Raw genomic sequence first — 22,889 nt, 5'->3', positions numbered from 1 at the left:
GGTCGGCCTCCGCTGTGGAGGAGGAAGGCCGGGTTCCACCTTGTTTCCGTGGGTGTACGGCGGATGGCCTATGCTGCCCGGCATATGACCGGAACGGACCCAGGGGGTATCGGGAATGACCGAGTTTCAGGAGATCGGCCGGGACTGGTTCGTCGGCGGTGACGGCGACGAGGCGCGACCGCCCGCCGACCTCCGCCCGGAGGTCCCGCACCCCGCCCGGATGTACGACTACTACCTCGGCGGCAAGGACAACTTCCCCGCCGACCGCGAGGCGGCGGAGAAGGTCCTGGCGATCAGCCCGCTGGTGCGGATCAGCGCGGTCGCCAACCGCTCCTTCCTCGGCCGCGCCGTGCGGCAGCTCGCCAGCGAGGGCATCCGGCGGTTCGTCGACATCGGCACCGGCATCCCGAGCGCCGGCAACACCCACGAGATCGCCCAGCAGGTGCACCCCGACGCGCGCGTGGTCTACCTGGACAACGACCCGATCGTGCTCGTCCACGGCCGCGCCCTGCTCAGCGGGGCCGCCCCCGGGAGCACCTCCGTCGTCCAGGCCGACCTGCGCGACCCCGAGGCGATCCTGGCGACCCCCGAGGTGCGCCAGGCCCTGGACTCGGGGGAGCCGGTGGGCCTGCTGCTGGTCGCCGTACTGCACTTCGTCGACGAGCAGGACGACCCGTACGGCATCGTCCGCACCCTGGTGGACGCGCTGCCGGCCGGCAGCCGCCTCGTCCTGTCGCACGGCACCCTCGACTTCACCCCCGACGCCGACGCCTCCCGAGGCCCGGCCGTCTACCGCAGCGCCTCCGCCCAACTGACCATGCGCAGCCGCGCGCAGGTGCTGCGCTTCTTCGACGGCTTGGAGCTGGCCGAGCCGGGCCTGGTCACCGCCCCGCTCTGGCGCCCCGACCGGCCCGAGCAGCCCACCGACTCCCAGGTGGGCATCTGGGCGGGCGTCGGCGAGAAGCGGTAGGAGGGGGGAGCGGCGCGGCGGCCCCGGGCGTCCCGGGGCCCGGCGCCGTTCAGGCAGACGGGTAGCGGAGCAGTTCGGCGGTGGTCAGCTCGAAGGAGAACGGCGCCGGGACGGGGACGCCGTCGCCGAACCTGCCGGTCCACTGCCGGTGGTAGCCGTTGCCGTCGGGCTCGGAGTGGAGGGTGAGCGTGCCCTCGCGCGGGTCGATCACGAGGTACAGCGGGATGTGCATCAGCGGGTAGTCGCGGACCTTGCCGACCAGGTCGTTCTCCGGGTTGGAAGGGGAGACGACCTCCACGGCGATCGCGGCCAGTTCGGCGGGGACCTGGTTGCCGCCCAACTCGACGGCGGCGACCGGGATGTAGGTGAGGTCCGGGTTGCGGAGCCTGCCGGTGCGGGGCGAGGCGAGGTCGGTGTTCTCGCTGGGCATCAGGTCGGCGGGGCAGTGGGCGTCGAACCGGCGGCGGACGAGGAGCAGGTTCCGCTGGTGGATCACCGAGGGGCCGGCGGTGATGACGATCTGGTCGCCGGACACTTCGGTCTTCCAGCCCGGCGGCGGGGTCAGGCTCCGGGCGTAGGCCAGCAGCCGGGCCTGCCGGTCGTGGGGGTGCGGTTCGGGCATGCGGGCATTCTCCCGTTCCGGCGACGTCCCGGGCGGAAAGTAGTTCGTGTCACGAATTGTACGATGCGCGGCTGTTAGTCTGGGTGGGTGGACAACAGTGGGGACGGCCGGATCGGGATCGTGGGGGCGCTGGTGCGGGCGGCGTTCCTGGTGGACGCCGTGTACGTGGAGTCGGCGCGGGACCACGGGCTCACGCCGCAGCAGGGGCAACTGCTCTGCGTGCTGATGGGGCGGTCGTACGTGATGGGCGAGTTGGGCTCGATCCTGCGGCTGGCCAAGTCGAGCCTCACCGGGCTGGTGGACCGCACCGAGCGCAACGGGCTGGTGCAGCGGGAGAGTTGCGCGGGGGACGCGCGGGCGGTGCTGGTCGGGCTGACGCCCGAGGGGGCGGCGCTGGCCGAGGAGTTCCACGCCGAGACCTGCCGGCGGATCGAGGCGCTGCCGGACGGGCTGGCCCCCGACGAGCGGGAGGCGCTGACCGAGCTGCTCGGCCGGGTCGTGCTGGACAACAAGGTGCCCGAGGTCTTCGGCGAGCCGGACGAGGGGAGCTGCGCCGGGCGTTCCTGCTGAGGTTCGACTCCGCGCGGTTCTAGCGGATAGGGGTTGCAGTTCGCGAAACGAACTAATAGGTTCGTAGTGCGAACTGCAGCTCTATTCTGCTTTGGGGGCAAGGGAACATGAGTCGTACCGTTGTGGTGATCGGCGGGGGCTACGGGGGATCCGCGGTGGCCAAGGCCCTCGACGCCGAGGCCGACGTCGTCCTGATCGACCCGCGCGACGCCTTCGTCAACGCGGCCGGATCGCTTCGGGCCCTGGCCCAGCCCGACTGGGCCGGAAACATCTTCTTCCCGTTCGACACGCTGCTCGCCCGGGGCGAGGTGATCCGCGACCGCGCCGCCTCGGTGGACCCGGGCGGCGTCACCCTGGCCTCCGGGCGGCGCGTCGAGGCCGACTACCTCGTGCTGGCCACCGGCTCCAGCTACGCCTACCCGGCCAAGCCGGCCGCCGAATCCACCGGCGAGGCGCTGGAGCAGCTCCGCGGGACCCACAAGGAACTGGCCTCCGCCGCCCGGGTCCTGATCGTCGGCGCCGGCCCGGTCGGGCTGGAGCTCGCCGGGGAGATCAAGGAGGTCTGGCCGGAGAAGGACGTCACCGTCGTCGACCCGACCGACCGGCTGCTGCCGGCCTTCCGGTCCGAGGTGCGCGAGGAACTGCACCGGCAGCTGGACGAGTTGGGCGTACGGCTGCGGCTGGGCACCGGTCTCGCCGGGGAGCCCGCCACCGGGCACGGCCGGGCCGGGGAGTTCACCGTCGCCACCACGGACGGGGAGGAACTCACCGCCGACATCTGGTTCCGCGCGTACGGCGTGCGGATCAACAGCGACTACCTCGCCGACGGCCGGCTGGTGGAGCGCACCGAACAGGGGCAGGTCCGGGTCGGTGAGACCCTCGCCGTCGACGGCCACCCGCACGTGTACGCCGTCGGCGACCTCACCGACGTCGCCGAGGCCAAGATGGCTGGGCACGCGATCCGGCACGCCGAGGTCGTCGCGCAGAACATCCTCGCCCAGCTGAAGGGTGAGCCCGCCGAGGCGGTCTACCAGCCCTCGGCCGACCCGGCGATCCTGCTGCCGCTCGGCCCGCGCGGCGGCGTCGGCCAACTGCCTGGCCCCGACGGGCCGTCCGCCGTCCCGGCGGCCACGGTCGCGGAGTACAAGGGCGCCGACCTGTTCACCGGGCGCTTCGCCGAACTGTTCGGCCGGGCCTGAGGCGGGGCCTGAGCGGGGCTTCGGCCGGGCCTGAGGCGGGCCTCCCGGGCGGGAGGTTCGCCCGCTCCGTCCGGACCGCGGCTCGCCGGACGGCGTGGGCCCCGGGTCGTGGGTGGGGTCGTACGGCCGGGGCGCCGGCTGGGTGATGGTGGTCTTGCCCGCGCCCGACGGCCCGACCACGGCGGTGGGCTTTCCGGCCGCGACGCCGAAGCTCAGGTCCCGCAGCGTCAGCGCCTCCTCCGGCGCCTCGGCGTGCCGGTAAGCGGGGTGCCCGGGGAGGCGGTCGTGGCGGGACCTCCGCCGGGGAGGCGGCGTATGCCCGGCCGGGGAGGCGGAGCAGGAAGTCGGCCGGTCCGACTTCCTGCTCCGGGGGCCGGGCCCGAAGGGGGTCGGACGGGACGGCGCACCTCAGAGCGGCCGCGCGTGCGGGGCGGTGTTCAGGCCGTCGTAGACCGCGCGCAGCCACGGGAGCCGGACGGCGGGCAGGCGCGCGAGCGTGCCGAGGAAGGCCTGGGGAGCGGGCCGGAACAGCCACGCCGGGGGTGGCGGCGGTGGATCGTCGCGGAGCACGCCGGAGGGCAGCCCGCCGGTCGCCGGGGCCATCGGCCGCTCGTTGTGGAAGGCCAGGTGCAGCCACACCTCGGCGGCCAGCGGCACGGCGGCGGCCGTGCCGGGCGGCTGCCAGACGTGCCCGGTCTGCGGATGCCGCGGGACGAGCACGATGTCGGGGCGTGCGGGGTCGGACCCGGGACCGGGGTCGGGCAGGCCGGGGCCCGCCAGGGCCAGCCGCCGCGTGGGCGGCCCGGACGGCAGGAGCCGGCCGAGGGCGCGACCGAAGGTGCGGGAGAGGAGCCCGGCGGGGACGGCCACGGGCTCGCCCGCCGAGGCCACCAGCAGGTGGGCCAGCGCCACGGCGACCGCGGCTTCCCACTCGGGGCTCCACCAGCCGCACTGATCGAGCGGCGGAACGGCCGGATGCTCGTGCGCGAGGTCCGCCCAGCCGACGGCCGGGCGGCCGGGAGCGGTGGAGGGGAGGCGGCGTACGGCGCCGGGGGCGAGCCACACCGCCTGCCAGAGGTAGCAGTCGTCGACGAGGCTCCCCACCGCCAGCCCGCAGCGGGTGCAGGCGAGGTTCGGGCCGCCCGTCCCGGTGAGCCCGCAGCAGTGGCCCTCGTCCCGCTCCGGGATCAGCGCGGTGCCGCGGGTGTCGCCCGGTGCGACGCCGATTGCGCCCCGCGGCCCGAAGGAGAGGCGGTGGACGGGCGCGTGGATGCCGAGTGCCTCCGCCTCGTCCGGGCCGACCTCGCTCCACGGCCGCCACGGTGGCCCGAAGGGCTCGGGGTCCACGGTGTACGTCCCCGGTTCCATCAGCGGCCGCAGTGACCTGTCCCCGTGCGGGCAGCGGGCGTGCGCGGGCCACGCGATCCGCGACACGGGCACCGTCAGCGGGGCGTCGCACCCCGCGCAGGCGAACACATCGGCCACGCACACTCCCCCCGCCGCGCCGCGCTCGACAGGCGGATTGTGCACCGCCGGGCGCGCGGGCGGCCAACGGTTTTCCGCCTGGGCCTGGGGCCGGGCGGCCGGGCGTCCGGGTGTCGGCGAGCCCGTGCAACCGGGAGTCCGTGCGTGCCTGCACGGCTGCACGGCTGCCCGGTCGGGCGCCCGGCCGGGTCCGGGCCGGGACCGGGCGGGCCGGGTCAGGCTGCGCGGGCCTCGCGCCGGTAGCCGCCCGGGGCCTGGCCGTACTCGCGCTTGAACGCCTTGGCGAACGCGTACTCCGAGCCGTAGCCGGTCTGCGCGGCGACGGTGGTGAGCGGGGCCTCCGACTCGCGCAGGAGACGCGCGGCCGTGGTCATCCGCCAGCGGGTGAGGTAGGCCATCGGGGGCTCGCCGACGAGGTTGGTGAAGCGGCGGGCGAAGGCCGCCCGGGACAGTCCCACGCGGGAGGCCAGGGACTCCACCGTCCACGCGGTGGACGGTGCCTCGTGGATGGCGGTGAGCGCCGGGGCGACGGCCGCGTCCCCGAGGGCCGCCGCCCAGCCGGCGGCGGTGGCGGGCGGCTGGTCCTCGAACCACGCGCGCAGGATGTAGAGCAGCAGCGAGTCGATCAGCGCGGGCACGATGCCGGTCGAGCCGATCCGGGGGTTCTCCAGCTCGGCGCCCAACAGCTGGACGGCCGCGCTCAGTTCGGGGTGCCGACCGTGCCGGGTCGGCAGGTGGATGATCTCCGGCAGCTGGCGCACCAGCGGGTGCGGGCGTCCCTGGTCCAGGTGGTAGTTGCCGCACAGCAGGCTGGTGCGCGGCCCGTCGCCGCCGATGGAGACCGTGCCGATCGGCAGGCTCGGCCGGAACTGGTCCGGCCGCTCGGGGACGGCCGGGGTGGACGGGTGGTCGGCCAGGACGTGGCCGCGGCCGTCCCGCAGGAAGACCACGTCCCCCGGGCTGAGCGCGATCGGCGCCAGCCCGGGCGCGTCCTCCAGCGGGACCAGCCAGCACGTCCCGTACAGCACCACGTGGAACCCCGCGCCGGCGACCGGAGGCAGCTGCAGCCCCCAGGGCGCCCGCCCCTCGGTACGGACGGACGTCGGCTGCCCCGTCCGCATCGAGCCCAACGCCTCGGTCAGGATGTCCACGTCTTCCCTCCGGTCTCGTACGGCACTCCCGTCACGCCCGCCAGCCTAGGCTCAGGCGACGGTCAGGACGATCTTGCCCTGGGTCCGGCCCGAGCCGATCAGCTCGTGCGCCTTGCCGGCCTCCTCCAGCGGGAAGGTGTCGGCGACGTGCGGGCGGATCAGGCCCTCGTCGACCAGCGCGGCGATCGCCTCCAGCGAGGCGTAGTCCGGCTCCACCGAGATGCCCGCGAACCGCCGCCCGGCGGCCTCGACCTCGGCGGCGAGCGCGGTGTTCCAGTGCTCCATGATCGAGACGAGCACGCCGCCCGGCCGCAGCACCTCCAGCGAGGCGGTGCCCTGCGAGGAGGAGTCGAACACCACGTCCACCTCGCCGACCGCCTTGAGGTGGTCGTCGGCCCGGTAGTCGATCACCTCGTCGGCGCCGAGCCCGCGCACGAACCCGTGCTTCGGCTCGCTCGCCAGCGCGATCACGTACGCGCCCCGGGCCTTGGCGATCTGGACGGCGAGGTGGCCCACGCCGCCCGCCGCGCGGTGGATCAGCACCCGCTGCCCCTCGGAGAGCTGCGCCGCGTCCACCAGGCCCTGCCAGGCGGTCAGCGCGGCCAGCGGCAGGGCCGCCGCCTGCACGTGGTCCAGCGAGGCCGGCTTGCGGGCCACCTGGCGGGACGGCACGGCCACGTACTCGGCGTAGCCGGTGGCGGCCCGCGGGAAGAACGGCAGCCCGAACACCTCGTCGCCCGGCTTGAACCGGGCGCCCGGGCCGACCTCCTCGACGACGCCCGAGATGTCCCAGCCGACCCCGAACGGCGGCTCGCCGAGCAGCGGGTACACGCCCGAACGGACCGCCGCGTCCACCGGGTTGACGCCGCTGGCGTGGACCCGGACGAGGACCTCGGCGCCGAGCGGCGCGGGCCGGTCGGTCTCGACGACCTCCAGGACCTCGGGACCGCCGAAGGACTTCTGGATGACTGCGCGCATGGGACTCTTCCTTCTCTGTGGGGCTCTGTGGGGCTCCGCCGGGATCCGCCGGGCTCTGCCGGGATCCGCTCGGAGCGATCCGTCGGTGACGGGTCCAACAGTAGGAAGACCGGAAGCGCGGATGAATATCCTGCTGTCTCCGGAAGATGTCCCGGCGTCTCGCCGCCCGGCAGCCTCGGCCGGCCGGCGGCGTGGCGGGCCCCACCGCGGTGGACCCTCCCACGGGGGGAGGGTCCACGATGAAGGGGTGCCGGACCGAGACGAACTCCTCACCATCGGGCGCTTCGCCCGCCTCTGCCGACTGAGCGTCAAACAGCTGCGCCACTACGACGAGACCGGCCTGCTCGCCCCCACCCGGGTCGACACCGCCACCGGCTACCGCTACTACGCGCCCGACCAGGCCCGCGACGCCCTCACCATCGCCCTGCTGCGCGAACTCGACCTCCCGCTGGCGGTGATCGCGGCCACCCTGTCCGCCACCGCACCGGACCGCGCCCGCCTGCTGCGCGCCGAACGCGACCGCGTCGCCGAGCGGATCACCCGCGACCGGGCCCGGCTGGACCTGCTGCAACGCCTCGCGGACGGCGGCGGCCTGCCCGGCTACGAGGTCGTCCCCGGTCGGGAGCCGGACCGGCGGCTGGCCGTGGTCCGGGCGACGGCCGGGCCCGCCGACCTGGGGGAGCGGGTCGGCGAGTGCGTCGGGCGGCTGCTGGCCCGGCTGGACGGCACCCGCTGGCGGCCGCCGCTCTGGGGGCTGTTCCCGCTGGACCTGGCGGACGGGATGCGGATCGCCGTCGGAGCCGAGACGGCGGAGGAGGGAGAGTCGGCTCAAGCGGGGGAGCCGGCGGAAGCGGAGGAGACGACGGCGGCAGGGGCGACGGCGGAAGCGGGGGAGACGGCGGGCGGACGGGCGGGCCCCGCGTACGAGCTCCTGCCCGGCGGGCCGGTCGTCGAGACCGTGCACCACGGCCCGTACACCCAACTCCCGCTCGCCTACCACGCCTTGCTCTCCGCCGTGCACGAACGCGGGCTGCGCCCGGTGGCGCCGGTCCGGGAGGCGTACCTGGTCGGGCCCGGGGAGGCGCCGGTAGGCGAATGGATGACCCGCTTGATCGTACGAGTCGAGGAGGACGCGAGATGACGGAACAGCGCGGAACGCAGCACTGCGAGACGACCGCCCTGGGGGTGCTGCTGCGCCACGAGGGACTGGACCTGTCCGAACCGATGCTGTTCGGGCTCGGGGCCGGACTGTCGTTCGTCTACTGGGACGGCAAGGGCCTGGACTTCCCGTTCCTCGGCGGCCGGGTCAAGCCGTTCGAGCTGACCCGGAACCTCGCCGACCGGCTCGGGCTGGAGCTGGTGGTCAAGGAGACCGGCTCCGCCCGCCGGGCCTGGGAGAACGTCGCCGCCGAACTCGACGCCGGCCGGCCGGTCGGACTCCAACTGGACAGCTACCACCTGGAGTACTTCACCTCGAAGGTCCACTTCGGCGGGCACGTCGTCGCGATGACCGGCCACGACGGGCGCAGCGCGCACCTCGTCGACACCGGGCAGCAGGGCGGCGCCGTCACCACCAGCCTGGCCTCGCTGGCGGCGGCGCGCGCCGAACGCGGTCCGATGACGGCGCGGAACCGCTCGTTCACGCTCGCCCTGCGGGGCGAACCGCCGCTGCTGCCCGAGCTGTCGCCCGAGCTGCTGGTGCCCGCGCTCACCGCCTGCGCCGAGGCGTTCCTCCACCCGCCGATCGCCAACCTCGGGCACCGGGGCATCGACAAGGCGGCGAAGCTGGTACCGGGCTGGCTGTCCCGCGCCGACCGGCCGGACGTCCGGTTGCCGCAGGCCGCACGGATGATGGAGCTGGCCGGGACCGGCGGCGCGCTGTTCCGCAACCTCTACCGGGACTTCCTCGGTGAGTGCGCGGACCGGCTGGACGACCCGCGCCTGCGGACCGCGCACGCGAAGTACACCGAGGCGGCGCGGGGTTGGACGGAGGTGGCCCGCCTGGTGGCCGCCGCGGGCGTCTCCGGGGAGGCGGCGCCACTGGCCGAGGCGGGCGGGCTGCTGCGCGGGCTGGCGGACCTGGAGCGGGCGGCGATGGGGGAGTTGATCCTGCTGGGGAAGTGAGGGACCCGGTGCACCGGTGCCCCCCGGGGGGCGAAGGGCCCGTCCGGTGAGCGTCACGCCGTGACCGCGGCCGCCCTCATGGCCGCCGCGCCCGCCCGAACGCCCCTGCGCCGGAACCCAGTTCGCCGACCCGGGCGACGCCGGAGCGGGACGTCCGGCAGCGCCACCAGGCCGCCCCGTCCGGCCCGTCCGCGGCCGGCGCCAGCAGGTGGGAGTGGCCCGGGCAGGGCGGCCACTGGACGAACTCGTAGCCGGCCAGGTGGTCCTGGACCTGCTCCGCCACCAGGGCGGTGAGCCGGCCGGGCGGGAGGTAGGGGTCCGTCTCGTAGGTGAACAGCAGGCTCCGCGCGCTGCCCAGCCCCAGCAGGAAGCCCGAGTAGTACTCCTCCGAGAGGTCCCAGTGCAGGCCGTGCGGCAGCGGCGCGGCGGCGGCGGCCGGGAGCAGGTCCCGCCCGACCAGCGCGCAGGGCTCCCGGAACTCGGCCGGTACGACGTCCGGCGGTTCGCCGTCCAGCGGCCAGGTGGCGAGGGTGCGCATGCCGACACGGTAACCGCGTGCGGCGCGGACGGGAACAGCCCCGGGGTGCGGGCCCCGGGGCTGTCCGGTCCGGAGTCGCGCGACGGTCAGAAGACCGGCTGCCCCGCGCGGACCAGGCGCCACGACTCGGTGTGGAAGTCGGCCGGGTCGATGACGCCCTTGTCCTTCACCCAGCCGATCATCGCGTTGCGGATCTCGTCCGAGTTGGCCCACAGCTTCTGGGCGGCCGCGACGTGCGGGAAGTTGCCGCCGCCGTTGGCACGGTAGTTGTTGACCGCGAGGACGAACTGGGCCTGCGGGTCGATCGGCTTGCCCTCGAAGCTGAGGTTGACGATCCGGGAGCCGACCGGCTGGGCGATGTCGATGTCGTACGAGACGCCGTACACCGCGTCGTAGTTGTAGTCGGGGGTGTTCTGCGCGTTGGTCAGGGTGGCCTTGTCGACCGCCGCACCCGGGGCGAGCTGGGCGTAGTACTTCGCCGAGTACTCCAGGTAGTCCTTGACCTGGGCGCCCGTCAGGACGCGGGCCTCCAGGGTGTTCTCGTAGATGTACAGGCCGGCCGCGTCGCGCAGCTTGACCTGGCCGGCCGGGATGACGGCGGAGCGGTTGAACGGCGCCGCCTGGGCCAGGACCGGCAGCTTGGCGTACTGGCCGCCGGCCAGCGCGGCGCGGACCACGTCCGCCTGGACCCGGCCGATCAGGTCGATGATCGGGGTGTCCCGGAACGGCGCCTCGGCGATGGAGAGCTCGATTCGCGACGTGCCGATGACCTGGTTGACGTACTCGACGACCTTCTTGTGCTGGTCGGTCATCAGGCCGACGATCTCCGGGTCCTCCGGGACGGTGTTGGAGTTCAGCACCCGGGCGGAGAGCGAGACGACCTTCCAGGCGCCGTCGACCAGCTCGGCCTCGAAGTCGAAGCAGGTCAGCCGCTGGCCCCAGCAGAGCGGCTCGGAGAGCACGACGGCCTTGCCGGTCTCCTTGTTGGTGATCAGCCGCTGCGGGATCTCCTTGTGGGCGTGGCCGACCAGGATCGCGTCGATGCCGGGCACCTGCTCGGCCAGCGCGCCGGAGGCGTTCTCGGCCCACGGCAGCTGGTCGCCGTAGGAGGTGGCCTCGTCGACGCCGGAGTGGCAGGCGACCACGACGACGTCCGCGCCGGCCGCCTTCAGCCTGGGCACCCAGACCTTCGCCGTCTCGACGATGCCCGGGAAGGTCATCTTGCCGGCGACGTTCGCCTTGTCCCAGATCGCGATGCCCGGGTTGGTGAGGCCGAGGATGCCGACCTTGATCGCCGGGCCGCTGCCCAGCTTCAGCTTGCGGACCACGTACGGCGGGAAGGCCGGCTTGTCGTTGCGGGCGTTGAGCGCGTTGGCTCCGAGCAGCGGGAAGTCGAGCTGCTCCTCGAAGGCGCGCAGGGTGTCGATGCCGTAGTTGAACTCGTGGTTGCCGAGCGCGGCGGCGGTGTACTCCATGGTGTTCATGGCGAGCGCCATCGGGTGCTCGGGCGCGGTGTCGGCCTCGGTGGCGATCGGCTCGACCCGGGCGTAGTAGTACGTCAGCTGGGTGCCCTGGATGGTGTCACCGGCGTCGATCAGCAGGGTGCGGTCCCAGCCCTTCTCCTCGCGGACCTGCTTGGCCAGCGTGGAGATCTTGGCGAGGCCGACCTCGTTGTGCGCCTTGTCGGCGTAGACCGCGTCGGTGAAGTAGTCCCAGTTGAGCACCCGGCCGTGCAGGTCGGTGGTGCCCATGACGGTGAAGGCCTGCCGCTTGTTCCGGCCCTTCGCGCGGGTGTCCGCCGGGCCGGCGGCCGCGGCCGGGGAGGCGGCGGCGAGGGTGGCGCTGCCGGCCAGGGCGGCGCCGGCGGCGGTGGCGGCGGACCGGGCGACGAAGTCACGGCGGTTCAGGGGCATGGACGACTCTCCCGGGTGGGGACTGCGAAACGGATCGTCAACGACCGACGACGGCCGACGGTAACGGCGCACAGGCTCGGTGACGCGCGTAGAGGTACGCGCGTAGAAGTGTGCCGTGCGCCCCCGGCGATGGGTAGCCCCCGGAGCTTTCCAACAGGTGAGATCTTGGCGACTCGTTCGTGACGCGGGCGGGCGGGTACTGCACCCGCCCGCCCGCGCCCCCGAACCACGGCCGGACCGTCTCCGACCGCGAATTGTCGGACAACCCCTAGATGTAGCCCTCGCGGACCGCGTGGGCCACCGCGTGCGCCCGGTTGCGCAACTGCAGACGCGTGGTCAGACCGTGCAGCACGTTCTTGACGGTCCGCTCGGAGTACGACAGCCGGGCCGCTATCTCCCCGGTGTCCCACCCCTCCGCGACCAGCCGCAGCACGTCCGACTCACGCTCCGACAGGCCCGCCGGCGCATGGCCCGGCATCCCCTGGACGGACCGCTGCAACCGGCCCACCTGGGCGATCAGCCGCCCCTGCAGATCGGCCGGAAGGTCCCCGTCGCCCCGCGCCGCGGCCAGCACCGCGCGGCCCAGCCGCTCCGGCGTCGCCTCCCGGCGCCACAGGATCGCGGCCACGCCGCACTCCACGGCCTCCAGCAACTCGGTCTCACGCATCCGCTCGACCACCAGCACCACCCGCTGCCCGGCACCGCGCACCAGCCGGCGCAGGGCGGCCGTGGCGGCGGCGTCGGCGGACTCGGTGACCAGCACGGTGACCGTACCCGGCGCGGACGTGCCGGTCGGATCCACCACCGCCACCCCCGGGAACCGGCGCAGCTGAGCCTCCGCTCCCGCCCGGGACAGCGGATCGGCCGCCTGGACGGCGACCGGGACGGTGGCCGCCCGCGCGGCGGCACCCGCGGTGCCACCGGAAGGACGGACCGGCGCCGGGGCGGCCACCTGGGAGTGGGCGGCCGAAGCGGCACCGGGGACCACGAGAGGGCCCGGGCCCGCGGCGACGGAACGGGACGCCACCGGCCGTTGCGGCGGAACGGTGCGCGCGACCGGCGCCGACGCCCGCCCCGCCGGAACCCGGCGGTCGTACTCGGTGTGCAGGACAGTCAAATCTGGCCCCCTCCTGGAGAAACCGGTCCGGCCACCCCGCCGGGGGGACGCCGAACCGTACGGGCGCCGCGTCCCCTCGGCGGGGTGGTGAACCGTTCGACGGCGTACCGGGAGCGCTGCCCGTGCCCCGGAACAGGCTCCATGCTTCCCGCCGGGGACCGCTCCCGGCCATCGTGGTCCACCACGAGATCGGGCCGCCGACCGGGGCCACGGTCCCACCCGCGACCGGGCCCCAGGTCACCCCGGGGGCTCCGACCGGGCCCACGGCCACAGCCGTCCCCGGGCCCACGGTCACAGCCGCGGTCACAGCCGCTTTCGCGCGCCCGCCCCGCTGCCCGCGCCCCCGGCCGGACCCGAGCACGCCCCGCCGACCACCCGGGGGCGAGCGCCGACGGCCCCGGACGGACCCGTCCGCCGAGGCGAGAACCGCACCCCACGAAGAACGCGTGAATAGGAGGTCAAGCTGTTTACCCGATACAACGGCAGAGACTGCCCGTTCGGACAGCGACGGGCGCCCGGAGAGGGCAGAGGGGAGAGCAGAGGAGCACGGATGAGTACCGCCACGTCCACCCGCCTCGCCGAACGCGAACCGCAGCTGCGGCGGATCACCGACCACACCGAGGCCGCCCGCGCCGGCACCGGCAGCGTCCTGCTGCTCACCGGCGCCGCCGGGACGGGCCGCAGCGCCCTCCTCGCCGAGGCCGCCCGCCACGCCGCCGCGGCCGGCACCACCGTGCTCCGCTCCCGCTGCTCGGCCGACGAAGCCGCCACCCCCTACGCCGCCGCCCGCCAGCTCTTCGACACCGGCCCCGCCCCGGTCGGCCCCTACGGCCACGTCCCCTACGGCCACTTCCCGTACAGCAGCCCGCCGCACCCCCAGGGCGCCGGCAGCGGAACCGACCCCGACACCGCCGAGGCCACCCTCTGGTCCCTGCTCCGCCTGCACGCCCACCACCACCCCGTGCTGCTCGCCGTCGACGACGTCCACCTCGCCGACGAACCCTCCCGCCGCTGGCTGCGCCAGGTCGCCCGCCGGATCGACCGGCTGCCCGTCGTGCTCCTCGTCACCGAGCGTCGCCAGAGCACCCTCGACACCCCGCCCGACCGGTTCGGCCGGGACCTGCCCGCCGAACTCGCCGCCACCCTCCGTCTCGGCCCGCTCAGCACCCCCGCCGCCGTCCGGCTCGCCGAGGAACACCTCGGCCCCGGCACACCCCCCGCCCTCGCCGCCGACTGCGCCCGCGCCACCGGCGGCAACCCGCTGCTCCTCACCGCCCTCCTCACCGACCTCGGGCCCGGGTGGCGCGGGCCCGGCCCGGACCGGTACGGGCCCGGGGCGGACCGGTACGAGACGGACGCGGACCGGTACGAACCCGGCGCGGACCGGTACGAACCCGGCGCGGGGCGGTTCGAGCTGAGCCCCGGCAGGTACGAGCGCGGGCCGGGCCGGTACGAACCGGTTGCGGGGCAGCGCGAGCTGGGGCCGGGGCGCCGCGACGCCGGCACCGGCGCGCACGAGCCCGCAACCGGCCCGGTAGCGATACCGGTGCCGGCGCCGGCACCGGGGCCGGTACCGCTGCCCGTGCCGTTGCCGGGCGCGCTGCCGGACGCGGAGCCGGAGCCGGACCCGCAGCCGGCTCCCGGCCCCGCCCTCGGACCGGACCCCGCCCTCGGCCCCGACCCCGGCCGAGGCGAGCCCGCAGCCTTCGCCGCCGCGCTCCCCGCCCTGGCCGACACCCGCCCCGTCCCCCGGAACACCCGCACCACCCTGCCCGAGACCTGCGCCGCCCTGCCCGGCAGCGCCTTCGCCGAAGCCGTCGACACCTGGCTGCACGGCGGCGGCAAGCAAGCCGTCACCGCCGCCCGCGTCCTCGCCCGGATGCGCGAACACCCCGCGGCGACCACCCCCGCCCCCGGCACCGCCCACGCCGACCTCGTCCCCCTCCTCGCCGACCTCACCACCGCCGACCCCGGCCGGCTCACCGGCTGGCTCACCGACCTCACCGCCCACGGACACCTCGACACCCCCGCCCCCGGCAGCTGGCCCCAGTTCGCCCACCCCCTGCTCGCCGACGCCGTCCTCGCCGGCCACGGCCCCGGCCACCGCGCCGACGTCCACCGCGCCGCCGCCGAACACCTCCACCGCACCGGCGCCCCCGACGAACGCATCGCCGGCCACCTCCTGCTCGCCACCGCCCCCACCCCCCGCTGGGCCACCGAGACCCTCCGCCGCGCCGCCCGCAAGGCCGCCGCCGCCGACCGCCCCGCCGACGCCGCCACCCTGCTGCGCCGCGTCCTCGCCGAACCCCTCAGCGACCGCCAACGCGGCCTCCTCCTCACCGAACTCGGCAGCCTCGAAGTCACCCTCGGCCCCGCCGAACGCACCGTCGGCCTGCGCCACCTCGCCGAAGCCGTCCACCTCCAGCAGTCCGACGAAGGCGTCTTCCACGCCGCCGGCACCCTCGGCGCCGTCCTCGCCACCCGCGGCGACACCGCCGCCGCACTCGAACTCATGGAAGAACTCGCCGACCGCTTCGCCGACAACGAGGACCTCGTCCACGCCGTCCAGGCCGCCACCGCACAGATCGCCGCCCACGACGGCCGCAGCTGGCTCCAGGTCGTCGAAGGCGTCCAGCGCTTCGCCGCCCGCACCCCCAACCGGCTCGCCCCGCCCGCCTACGCACTGCTCACCGAGTTCGACGCCACCAGCGGACTCCTCTCCGCCGTCGAAGTCGCCGAACGGATCGGCGAACTCGACGGATCCCACGTCGACCCGCTCTGCCGCCCCTACCTCCTGGTCTCCCTCGCCACCCTCGCCCAGTGGAGCGACGAGCTCGACCAGGCCGACGAATACGTCGTCCGCGGCCTCGCCGCCTACCGCGGCGGACCACTCGACCCCGGCTACCAGTGCCTGCTCTCCGTCCGGGCCGAGACCAGGATCATGCGCGGCGAGTACCAGGCCCTCCTCGACGACTACGCGCTCACCGCCCCCGGCCCCCGCACACCACCCGCCCCCCGCCCGGCGCCCCCCGCCCCGCCCGTCCCCCGGACCACCCCGTGGGGACCGCCCGGACTGCCCCGGCTCCACACCTGGGGCGGCACCGACGCCACCGACCGCTCCTGGTGGAGCGGCGCCTGGCCCGACACCGGCACCACCACGGGCCCGCACCCCAGGACCGGCACCGCACGGACCACGACCACCCCGCGCGGCGGCGAGGACACCTCACCCGGCCGGTACGCCGAACTCCTCGGCCAGCAGAACGCCCACCTCGTCGCCCAGGCCGTCCTCGCCCTCGTCGAGACCGGACGCCTCTGGCAGGCCCACGGACTCGCCCGCGCCGTCGCCGCCGACCGCGCCCAGGACTCCTGGGAATGGAACGAGTACCTCTACGCCCGCGGCCTCCTCCGGCTCGCCTCCGGCGAACCCGCCGAAGCCCTCGCCGACCTCCTCGAATGCGGACGACGCCAAGGCGAACGACAGGTCCGCAGCCCCATCGTCACCCCCTGGCGCTCCGCCGCCGCCGACTGCCACCTCCAACTCGGCGAACCCGGCCCCGCCGTCGCCCTCGCCGAGGAGGAACTGCGCCTCGCCCGCGTCTGGGGCACCCCCCGCACCGTCGGCCGGGCCCTGCGCACCCTCGCCGCCGCCACCGGCGGACGCCACGGCCTCGACCTCGTCGCCGAGGCCGTCCAACTGCTGCGCGGCGCCGAACTCGACACCGAACTCATCCCCGCCCTGATCACCTACGGCCGCCTCCTCGCCGACGGCGGCCGCCGCGGCGCCGCCCGCCGCGCCCTGCGCGAGGCCGCCGGCCGGGCCGAACGCCTCGGCGCCGTCCGCCAGCGCGCCGCCGCCCTCGAAGCACTCCGCGCCTCCGGCGCCCGGATCGGCCGCGGCGAACACGCCGGCGCCGAAGCACTCACCGACAGCGAACTGCGGATCTGCCGGCTCGCCGCCGCCGGCCACTCCAACGCCGAGATAGCCGCCATGCTGCACCTCGCCGTCCGCACGGTCGAGACCCACCTGACCAACAGCTTCCGCAAGCTCGGGGTACGGCGGAGGCTGGAACTGGCGGGCGTCCTGGACGGGTGACGGGCGCGCCGGACGGCTGCCGGGCGTACCGGACAGCTGCCGGGCACACCGGACGGGTGCCGTGCGCACAAGCGCGCGGGCGTGCCGGAGGGGTGGGCGGAAGACCCCCGCCCACCCCTCCGGCCCACCCGCGGCTACGCCGGGACCAACGCCGCCATCTCGTCCACCACACGCGCCAGCTCCGCCGCCGGATCAGCCCCGTTCGGCGTCCACGGCTGCCAGGTCCGCGCCCGCAGGTAGCCGTCCACCGCCAACGGCAGCCGGCGCACCACGATCGGCTCGGTGGTCGGCCCCGGCCCCGCACCGCGCAACCGGTCCAGCAGCACCGGCACCCGCGCCGACGCGGGCAGCGGCGCCGACCGCACGAACGCCGCCAGCGCATCCAACTCCGGCCAGGCCGCAGGGGGCCGGGGCGGCTGAGACGGCCGGGACGGGTCCGGCGGCCGCGACCCGACCGGCGGAGCCGCCGAAACCGCGGCGACCGGCGGCACCGACACCGGGACCGACGTCTCCTCCAACAGCGAAGCCACCGACGGAGACCCCGACAGGGGCCCCGACGAACCCCCCGCCGTCACCGCCTCCCGAGACCCCTGAGACCCCCGAGCCCCCCGAGACCCCTGCGCCCCCCGCGGCTCCTTCGGCCCCCCCGGCACCAACAGCGCCACCGCGCCGTACAACCCGGCCACGATCCCCGGCCACCAATCCCCGCCGTACCCCGCGAAATGCAGCCCCAGCCCACCCGCACCGGCCGCACAGCCGGCGATGTTGCGGACCGACCCCAGATACCGCAGGACCCGCCCGCCACCCTCGCCACCACCACTACTGGTAGCCACGGATCTCCTCGAACGCCCCGTCCAGCGAACCCGTCCCGTCGAACAACTTGCCGCCCGTCAGATCCGCGATCCCCTGCAACTGCCCCTTCGCCGCATCACCGAACAGGATCGGGAACACCGGCACCGACTTCTGCGCCGGCGCCAACCCCCCGTAGAACGACCGGAAGTCCTTGTCCGTCGCCCCCTCGTTGCTCTCCCCGTCCGTCATCAACACGATCGACGTGAACCGGTCGTCCCCCGTCGCGACCTGCTGCCGCTGGATCACCCGGTACGCCTCCTGCAACGACGAGTACACCGCCGTACCGCCGTCCGACGACAACGCCTGCACATCCGCGTTGATCGACGCCAACTCCTGCTGCGCCGCGCCCCCCGACGGCACCGCGTGCGTCTTCGTCGACTTCACCTTCGACGCGAACGAGATCAACGTGACCTCCTCCCGGTCCCGGAACCGCCGCACCCCCCGGGTGTCGTCCGCCCCCGTCAACCGGCCCATCGCCGACTTCAGCGACGCCAGCCGCTGCCCCGCCATCGACCCCGACGTGTCCAGCACGTACACCGTCCGCGACGGCCGCCGCAGCTCGTTCTGGTACGAGGACAACAGACCGTTCGCCACCGCCAAGGTCCCCGGGAACGGCAACTCGTGCTTCCGGTCCGTCGGCAGACCGGCCGCCGGCGCCACCCCGGCCGTCACCGGACGACGCAGCGTCAACTCCGAGATCCGCTTCTGCACGTCCTCCTTGAGCAGGTACGCGGTCAGCCGCTGGAACGCCTCACGCTCCCGCTGCACCGACGAACTCAGCAGCGTCAGAGGATAGTTGGCCGTCACCACACCGTCGGTCGGGCGGACCACGGTGAGCTGCTGGTCCGCCGGCAGCGTCTTGTTGAGCGACAGCAGCACCGACTCGTAGTTCACCAGCGCCCCCACCGAACCCTGCTCGGCCCGGGAGTACGCCTGCGTCAGCCAGCCCGAAGAACCGGACGTCAGCTTCTGCCCGGCGAAGAACTGCTTCAGCGACGGCGTCGCCTTCTGCACGTCCGCGTCGGTCAGCGCCGCACTCGCCCCCGAGAACGCCGACGCCACCGCCACCAGCGCCGAGAACCCCGAGTTCGACCGGGACGGATCCGCCATCCCGTACGCCAGCTTGCCGGCCGCGGCCGCCTCCGCCAGGTTCCCCCACGTCACCTTCGAACCGTCGCCCCAGGCCAGGTCGCCCAGCACCGACGGCCGGATGCCGAAGGCCACCGGCGAGGTCATCACCGGCGTCTCGGACAGCAGCTTCGACTTGCTCTTGTCGTCCAGGTGCAGGTACTGGTTCGACGGGAACCAGATCGCGTCGTACTTGCCGTCCGCCTTGCCCGAGGAGACGGCGTCCGCACCGTCCAGCGACCCCGTCCAGGCGAACTGCACCGTCACCCCGGTCGCCTTCTGCGCCTCCTCCAGCACCGGCGCCATGTCCTGCAGTTCACTGCCCGCCAGCACCCGCAGCACACCCGCCTGCGCGGTCGGCGCCGGAGGCTCGCTCGGCTTCGGGGCCGGATCCGCCTTCGGCGAGGACGAGCACGCCGTCACCGTCGCCACCAGCAGCGCCAGCCCCACCGCCAGACCCCGCGCACCGCTCTTCCGCATCTTCGCCGTCCCGCTCGTCATGTCCCCCGGTCAGCCCTTCGTCGCGCCGTCGATCAACTTCTGCAGCATGTCGGCCACCGGAATCGGCGCCTGCTTCACCTTCGCCGCGCTCAGGTTGGGGGCGAGGTTGAACGAACCGCTCGCGCTCTTCAGCTGCTGCCCGAACGCGTTGGTGTCCCCCTGCGGACGGAAGCCGTACTGGGCCGCCAGCTCGCGGAGCTTCGGGTTGCTGTTGAGCTGCTCCGCCAGCTTCCGGCCGTTCTCGGTGAGCCCGACGACGGTGTGGTCGGAGTAGACCGTGGTGTCCGGGTACAGCACCACCAGGTCCTCGGGCGCCTTCTTCTTCACGACCAGCTCGGCCGCCTGGGACTCGTACGCGAGCACCAGCGCACCGCCGCCGTTCGAGAGGAAGTCCGCGAACGGCTCGTCGGTGGACTTCTTCAGGGCGCCCTGCTTGGTGATCGCCGTGTGCAGGAGGCCCTTGGTCTTCTCCACGCCCGCGACGTCCGCGACCGGCTGGTGGCCGTTCTCCAGGAAGGAGAGCAGCGCGACGTACATCGCGCCGGAGGAGGACGTGGTCGGGTCGGTGGTGGTGAGGTAGATGTCCCCGGCCAGCTCACCGGGCTTGTCGCCGGTGAGCTGGTCCCACTTCCGGCCCGACCGGACGGTGTCCAGGTACGGGTCCATCTTGAACGTCCAGACCTTCGACACCGGATCCTGGCTCGCCAGCCCGTTGGCGGCCAGCACCTTGGCCGTCCCCTCGTGCGCCATGATCACCAGGGGCGAGTAGAACGGGCGGATCGCCGTCTCGGTGATCTTCCTGTTGGCACGGATCGCGTCGGCCGGCGGCTGGCTGGCCGGGAAGGCGAAGTCCATGCCGTCCAGGTTGTCGGCCATCTGCCAGGACCCGGCGCTCTGCACCTTCACCGCGAGGTGCTGCGCGGCCAGTTCCTTCCTGACCTCGGCATCGTCGAAGAACTCGCGCTTCTCCGATCCGATGAGCCCGGTGACGTTGACGGGCTGGGGGTCCTTCGGATCGTCCCCACCCACCGGTTTCAGGAGTGCGAACGCCACCCCGCCGAGCAGCAGCAGTGCCGCCAGCACCCCGAACGCACGCTTCATGCCGGACGCTTCCCCCTCGTCGGATCCCTCACGGGCCCCGGGCGATCCCCACCCGGGTGACGAGCGTCCCGCCGGGCCGCGAGCGACGGCCGAAGCCACGGTGAACCAGGGGTGAACACCCCTTCACGGAATCGCATCGGAGGTCGATCCGCGGCCGTCGGCGGGGACCTCTCGCACACCGGTCCGACGCCGTGTCAGATATGTTCAACTCTCCTTACGGCAACGGTCATCCCGAGGTCCGGACCCGCGTCGACGTTACGCGCCGGTAATGCCTACGCTCAGCTGTATGCGCCGAGCAAAAATCGTCTGTACCCTCGGGCCCGCCACCGACTCGTACGACCAGATCAAGTCCCTGGTCGACGCCGGGATGGACATCGCCCGCTTCAACCTGAGCCACGGCTCCCACATCGAGCACGAGGAGCGCTACCGCCGGGTCCGCAAGGCCGCGGACGAGACCGGCCGCAGCGTCGGCGTGCTCGCCGACCTTCAAGGCCCGAAGATCCGGCTGGGCACCTTCACCGAAGGCCCCGTACTTCTCGAACGCGGCGACGAGTTCACCATCTCCACCGACAACGGCGTCGAGGGAGACCAGAACGGCTGCGGCACCACCTACCCCGGCCTCGCCGGCGACGTCACCCCCGGCGAGCGGATCCTCGTCGACGACGGACGCGTCACCCTGGAGGTCGTCGAGGTCGACGGGCCGCGGGTCCGCTGCCTCGTCATCGAGGGCGGCCTGGTCTCCGACCACAAGGGCCTCAACCTCCCCGGCGTCGCCGTGTCCGTCCCCGCGCTCAGCGAGAAGGACATCGACGACCTGCGGTGGGCCCTGCGGACCGGCGCCGACCTGATCGCGCTCTCCTTCGTCCGCAGCGGCAAGGACGTCGAGGACGTGCACCGCGTGATGGAGGAGGAGGGGCGCTTCGTCCCCGTCATCGCCAAGATCGAGAAGCCGCAGGCGGTGCAGAACCTCGACTCCATCGTCGACCGCTTCGACGGCGTCATGGTCGCCCGCGGCGACCTGGGCGTCGAGATGCCCCTCGAACAGGTCCCGATGGTCCAGAAGCGTGCCGTCAAGCTGGCCAAGCGCAACGCCAAGCCGGTCATCGTCGCCACCCAGATGCTCGACTCGATGATCAACACCTCCCGGCCCACCCGCGCCGAGGCCTCCGACGTCGCCAACGCCGTCCTCGACGGCACCGACGCGGTGATGCTCTCCGGCGAGACCTCGGTCGGGAAGTTCCCGGTCGAGACCGTCCGCACCATGGGCCGCATCATCCAGGCCGCCGAGGAGGACGTCCTCGCCGCCGGCCTGCCCCCGCTCACCGCCGGCAGCAAGCCCCGCACCCAGGGCGGCGCGGTCGCCCGGGCCGCCGCCGAGATCGGCGACTTCCTGCACGCCAAGTACCTGATCGCCTTCACCCAGTCCGGCGACACCGCCCGCCGGCTGACCCGCTACCGCTCGCCGATCCCCGTCCTCGCCTTCACCTACGAACCCGCCGTCCGCAGCCAACTCGCCCTCACCTGGGGCGTGGAGACCTTCCTCGGCCCGTTCGCCCCCACCACCGACCAGATGGTCGAGCAGGTCGACGCCGCCCTGCTCTCCCTCGGCCGCTGCGAGAAGGGCGACATCGTCGTCATCACCGCCGGCTCCCCGCCCGGCCTCGCCGGCTCCACCAACCTCGTCCGCGTCCACCACGTGGGCACCCTCGACAACTGACCGGCCCGGTGCGGCTCCGCCCCGGCGGAGCCGCACCGGCGTCAGTACTTCGGGCCGATGCGGGTGTCCATCAGGGCGACGCAGGCCTTGCGGGCGACGGAGACGTTGACCTGGCCGGTGGGGCGGGGGATCGAGGCCTTCCAGCGGACGCCGACGGCGTCGAGGGTGTCCGTGAAGAGGCGGATGATGTCGGTCGACGTGTTGGTGAAGAAGTAGCGCGGGTACTCGTAGCGCTTCGGGACCCCGCCGACGGTGCGGGTGGCCCAATTGGTGATTCGGCAGCCGTCGGAGTGGATCAGACCGCGGAGGAACTCCCAGGGATGGGCGTCGACGATCTCCTGCTGCCAGGGTTCGAGGGCTATGGTGCGCTCGTGCTTCTTTCCCGGGCCGTGCTGGGGGAAGTAGCAGTACAGGTGCTGGGAGTAGAGCTTGACCACCTGGCAGCCGGTTCGACGGACGCGGCAGGGCTTGTTGCGCGGCATGACCCGGCGCATGGCCTGGTCGACCGCGTCGATGATCCCGGGCCACTTGTTGTCGCAGGTGATGAACAGGCTTGCGCTGCGGTGCTGTTCGGGCCAGGTGATGTGGCCGTCGCCGAGGTAGAGGCCGAGCAGGTAGGAGTAGGCGGGCTGATCCAGGGCGTCGCCATAGCAGTGCGTACAGGTCGACCGCTTGCGGCCGGGGAGCGTGCCGTGCTTGGCGAGGTCCTCGTGCTTCCACCAGGAAACCGTGCCGGGCGGGACGCCGAGGCGTCGGCCGACCTCGGTGTTGCGGGTGCCGCGGCGCAAGAGGTGGACGGCTTGTTCGCGCACGGAGATGTTCGTCATGTG

18 protein-coding genes are annotated in these 22,889 nt (G+C 73.9%); 7 read left to right on the top strand and 11 right to left on the bottom strand.

Annotated features, from left to right (window positions below; genetic code table 11):
- Positions 1-115: 115 nt before the first annotated feature.
- Positions 116-970, top strand: a complete 855-nt coding sequence (locus tag AC067J_RS01115) for an SAM-dependent methyltransferase (protein ID WP_478295852.1) — start codon at positions 116-118, stop codon at positions 968-970.
- A 49-nt stretch (positions 971-1,019) separates the two neighbouring features.
- On the opposite strand, the gene AC067J_RS01110 is transcribed toward AC067J_RS01115, so the two are convergent.
- Positions 1,020-1,592 (bottom strand): Uma2 family endonuclease, encoded by a 573-nt coding sequence (locus AC067J_RS01110; protein ID WP_478295851.1) that lies wholly within the window; start codon positions 1,590-1,592, stop codon positions 1,020-1,022.
- A 111-nt stretch (positions 1,593-1,703) separates the two neighbouring features.
- On the opposite strand from AC067J_RS01110, the gene AC067J_RS01105 reads away from it, so the two are divergent.
- The gene (locus AC067J_RS01105) at positions 1,704-2,162 is read left to right on the top strand and encodes a MarR family winged helix-turn-helix transcriptional regulator (protein ID WP_478296343.1); all 459 of its coding nucleotides are present in this window, start codon (positions 1,704-1,706) and stop codon (positions 2,160-2,162) included.
- Positions 2,163-2,269: 107 nt separating this feature from the next.
- Entirely contained in the window at positions 2,270-3,361 is a 1,092-nt protein-coding gene (locus AC067J_RS01100; protein ID WP_478295850.1) for an NAD(P)/FAD-dependent oxidoreductase, read from the top strand.
- A gap of 408 nt (positions 3,362-3,769) precedes the next feature.
- Here the strand turns inward: AC067J_RS01100 and AC067J_RS01095 are convergent, their stop codons facing one another.
- The 3 genes from AC067J_RS01095 to AC067J_RS01085 all read right to left on the bottom strand — a co-directional run bounded on the left by AC067J_RS01095 (position 3,770) and on the right by AC067J_RS01085 (position 6,975).
- The gene (locus tag AC067J_RS01095; RefSeq protein WP_478295849.1) at positions 3,770-4,846 is read right to left on the bottom strand and encodes a hypothetical protein; all 1,077 of its coding nucleotides are present in this window, start codon (positions 4,844-4,846) and stop codon (positions 3,770-3,772) included.
- A 215-nt stretch (positions 4,847-5,061) separates the two neighbouring features.
- A complete protein-coding gene (locus tag AC067J_RS01090) occupies positions 5,062-5,997 on the bottom strand; it encodes an AraC family transcriptional regulator (protein WP_478295848.1) in 936 nt (311 codons plus the stop codon).
- A 51-nt stretch (positions 5,998-6,048) separates the two neighbouring features.
- Positions 6,049-6,975: an NADP-dependent oxidoreductase gene (locus AC067J_RS01085; protein ID WP_478295847.1), complete on the bottom strand. Its 927-nt coding sequence runs from the start codon at positions 6,973-6,975 to the stop codon at positions 6,049-6,051.
- A gap of 247 nt (positions 6,976-7,222) precedes the next feature.
- On the opposite strand from AC067J_RS01085, the gene AC067J_RS01080 reads away from it, so the two are divergent.
- Positions 7,223-8,116 (top strand): MerR family transcriptional regulator, encoded by an 894-nt coding sequence (locus AC067J_RS01080; protein WP_478295846.1) that lies wholly within the window; start codon positions 7,223-7,225, stop codon positions 8,114-8,116.
- Positions 8,113-9,099 (top strand): BtrH N-terminal domain-containing protein, encoded by a 987-nt coding sequence (locus AC067J_RS01075; protein ID WP_478295845.1) that lies wholly within the window; start codon positions 8,113-8,115, stop codon positions 9,097-9,099. Before AC067J_RS01080 ends, AC067J_RS01075 begins: the two co-directional genes overlap by 4 nt.
- 76 nt (positions 9,100-9,175) lie before the next feature.
- Here the strand turns inward: AC067J_RS01075 and AC067J_RS01070 are convergent, their stop codons facing one another.
- The 3 genes from AC067J_RS01070 to AC067J_RS01060 all read right to left on the bottom strand — a co-directional run bounded on the left by AC067J_RS01070 (position 9,176) and on the right by AC067J_RS01060 (position 12,502).
- On the bottom strand, positions 9,176-9,637 hold the full coding sequence (locus AC067J_RS01070) for a hypothetical protein (protein WP_478295844.1): 462 nt from the start codon (positions 9,635-9,637) through the stop codon (positions 9,176-9,178).
- A gap of 86 nt (positions 9,638-9,723) precedes the next feature.
- Positions 9,724-11,550, bottom strand: coding sequence for a bifunctional metallophosphatase/5'-nucleotidase (locus tag AC067J_RS01065; protein ID WP_478295843.1), 1,827 nt, complete (start codon positions 11,548-11,550; stop codon positions 9,724-9,726).
- Positions 11,551-11,818: 268 nt separating this feature from the next.
- Positions 11,819-12,502, bottom strand: coding sequence for a helix-turn-helix transcriptional regulator (locus AC067J_RS01060; protein ID WP_478296342.1), 684 nt, complete (start codon positions 12,500-12,502; stop codon positions 11,819-11,821).
- A gap of 715 nt (positions 12,503-13,217) precedes the next feature.
- Between AC067J_RS01060 and AC067J_RS01055 the strand changes: the two genes are divergently transcribed.
- On the top strand, positions 13,218-16,760 hold the full coding sequence (locus AC067J_RS01055; protein ID WP_478295842.1) for a helix-turn-helix transcriptional regulator: 3,543 nt from the start codon (positions 13,218-13,220) through the stop codon (positions 16,758-16,760).
- 134 nt (positions 16,761-16,894) lie between these two features.
- On the opposite strand, the gene AC067J_RS01050 is transcribed toward AC067J_RS01055, so the two are convergent.
- From AC067J_RS01050 to AC067J_RS01040, 3 genes are all read right to left on the bottom strand, one after another.
- Positions 16,895-17,146, bottom strand: coding sequence for a hypothetical protein (locus AC067J_RS01050; protein ID WP_478295841.1), 252 nt, complete (start codon positions 17,144-17,146; stop codon positions 16,895-16,897).
- A 433-nt stretch (positions 17,147-17,579) separates the two neighbouring features.
- The gene (locus tag AC067J_RS01045; protein WP_478295840.1) at positions 17,580-19,241 is read right to left on the bottom strand and encodes an extracellular solute-binding protein; all 1,662 of its coding nucleotides are present in this window, start codon (positions 19,239-19,241) and stop codon (positions 17,580-17,582) included.
- A gap of 9 nt (positions 19,242-19,250) precedes the next feature.
- Positions 19,251-20,342 (bottom strand): substrate-binding domain-containing protein, encoded by a 1,092-nt coding sequence (locus AC067J_RS01040; RefSeq protein WP_478295839.1) that lies wholly within the window; start codon positions 20,340-20,342, stop codon positions 19,251-19,253.
- Between the two features lie 286 nt (positions 20,343-20,628).
- On the opposite strand from AC067J_RS01040, the gene pyk reads away from it, so the two are divergent.
- Positions 20,629-22,059, top strand: a complete 1,431-nt coding sequence (gene pyk, locus AC067J_RS01035; RefSeq protein WP_478295838.1) for a pyruvate kinase — start codon at positions 20,629-20,631, stop codon at positions 22,057-22,059.
- 41 nt (positions 22,060-22,100) lie between these two features.
- Here pyk and AC067J_RS01030 read toward each other — a convergent pair whose 3' ends face one another.
- Complete coding sequence (locus AC067J_RS01030; RefSeq protein WP_478295837.1) at positions 22,101-22,886, bottom strand: helix-turn-helix domain-containing protein; 786 nt, start codon at positions 22,884-22,886, stop codon at positions 22,101-22,103.
- Positions 22,887-22,889 lie beyond the last annotated feature (3 nt).

The organism is Kitasatospora sp. NPDC042419 (assembly GCF_056437345.1).
The sequence above is the reverse complement of the archived record's forward strand: the minus strand, read 5'-3'. Positions and strand labels throughout refer to the sequence as shown.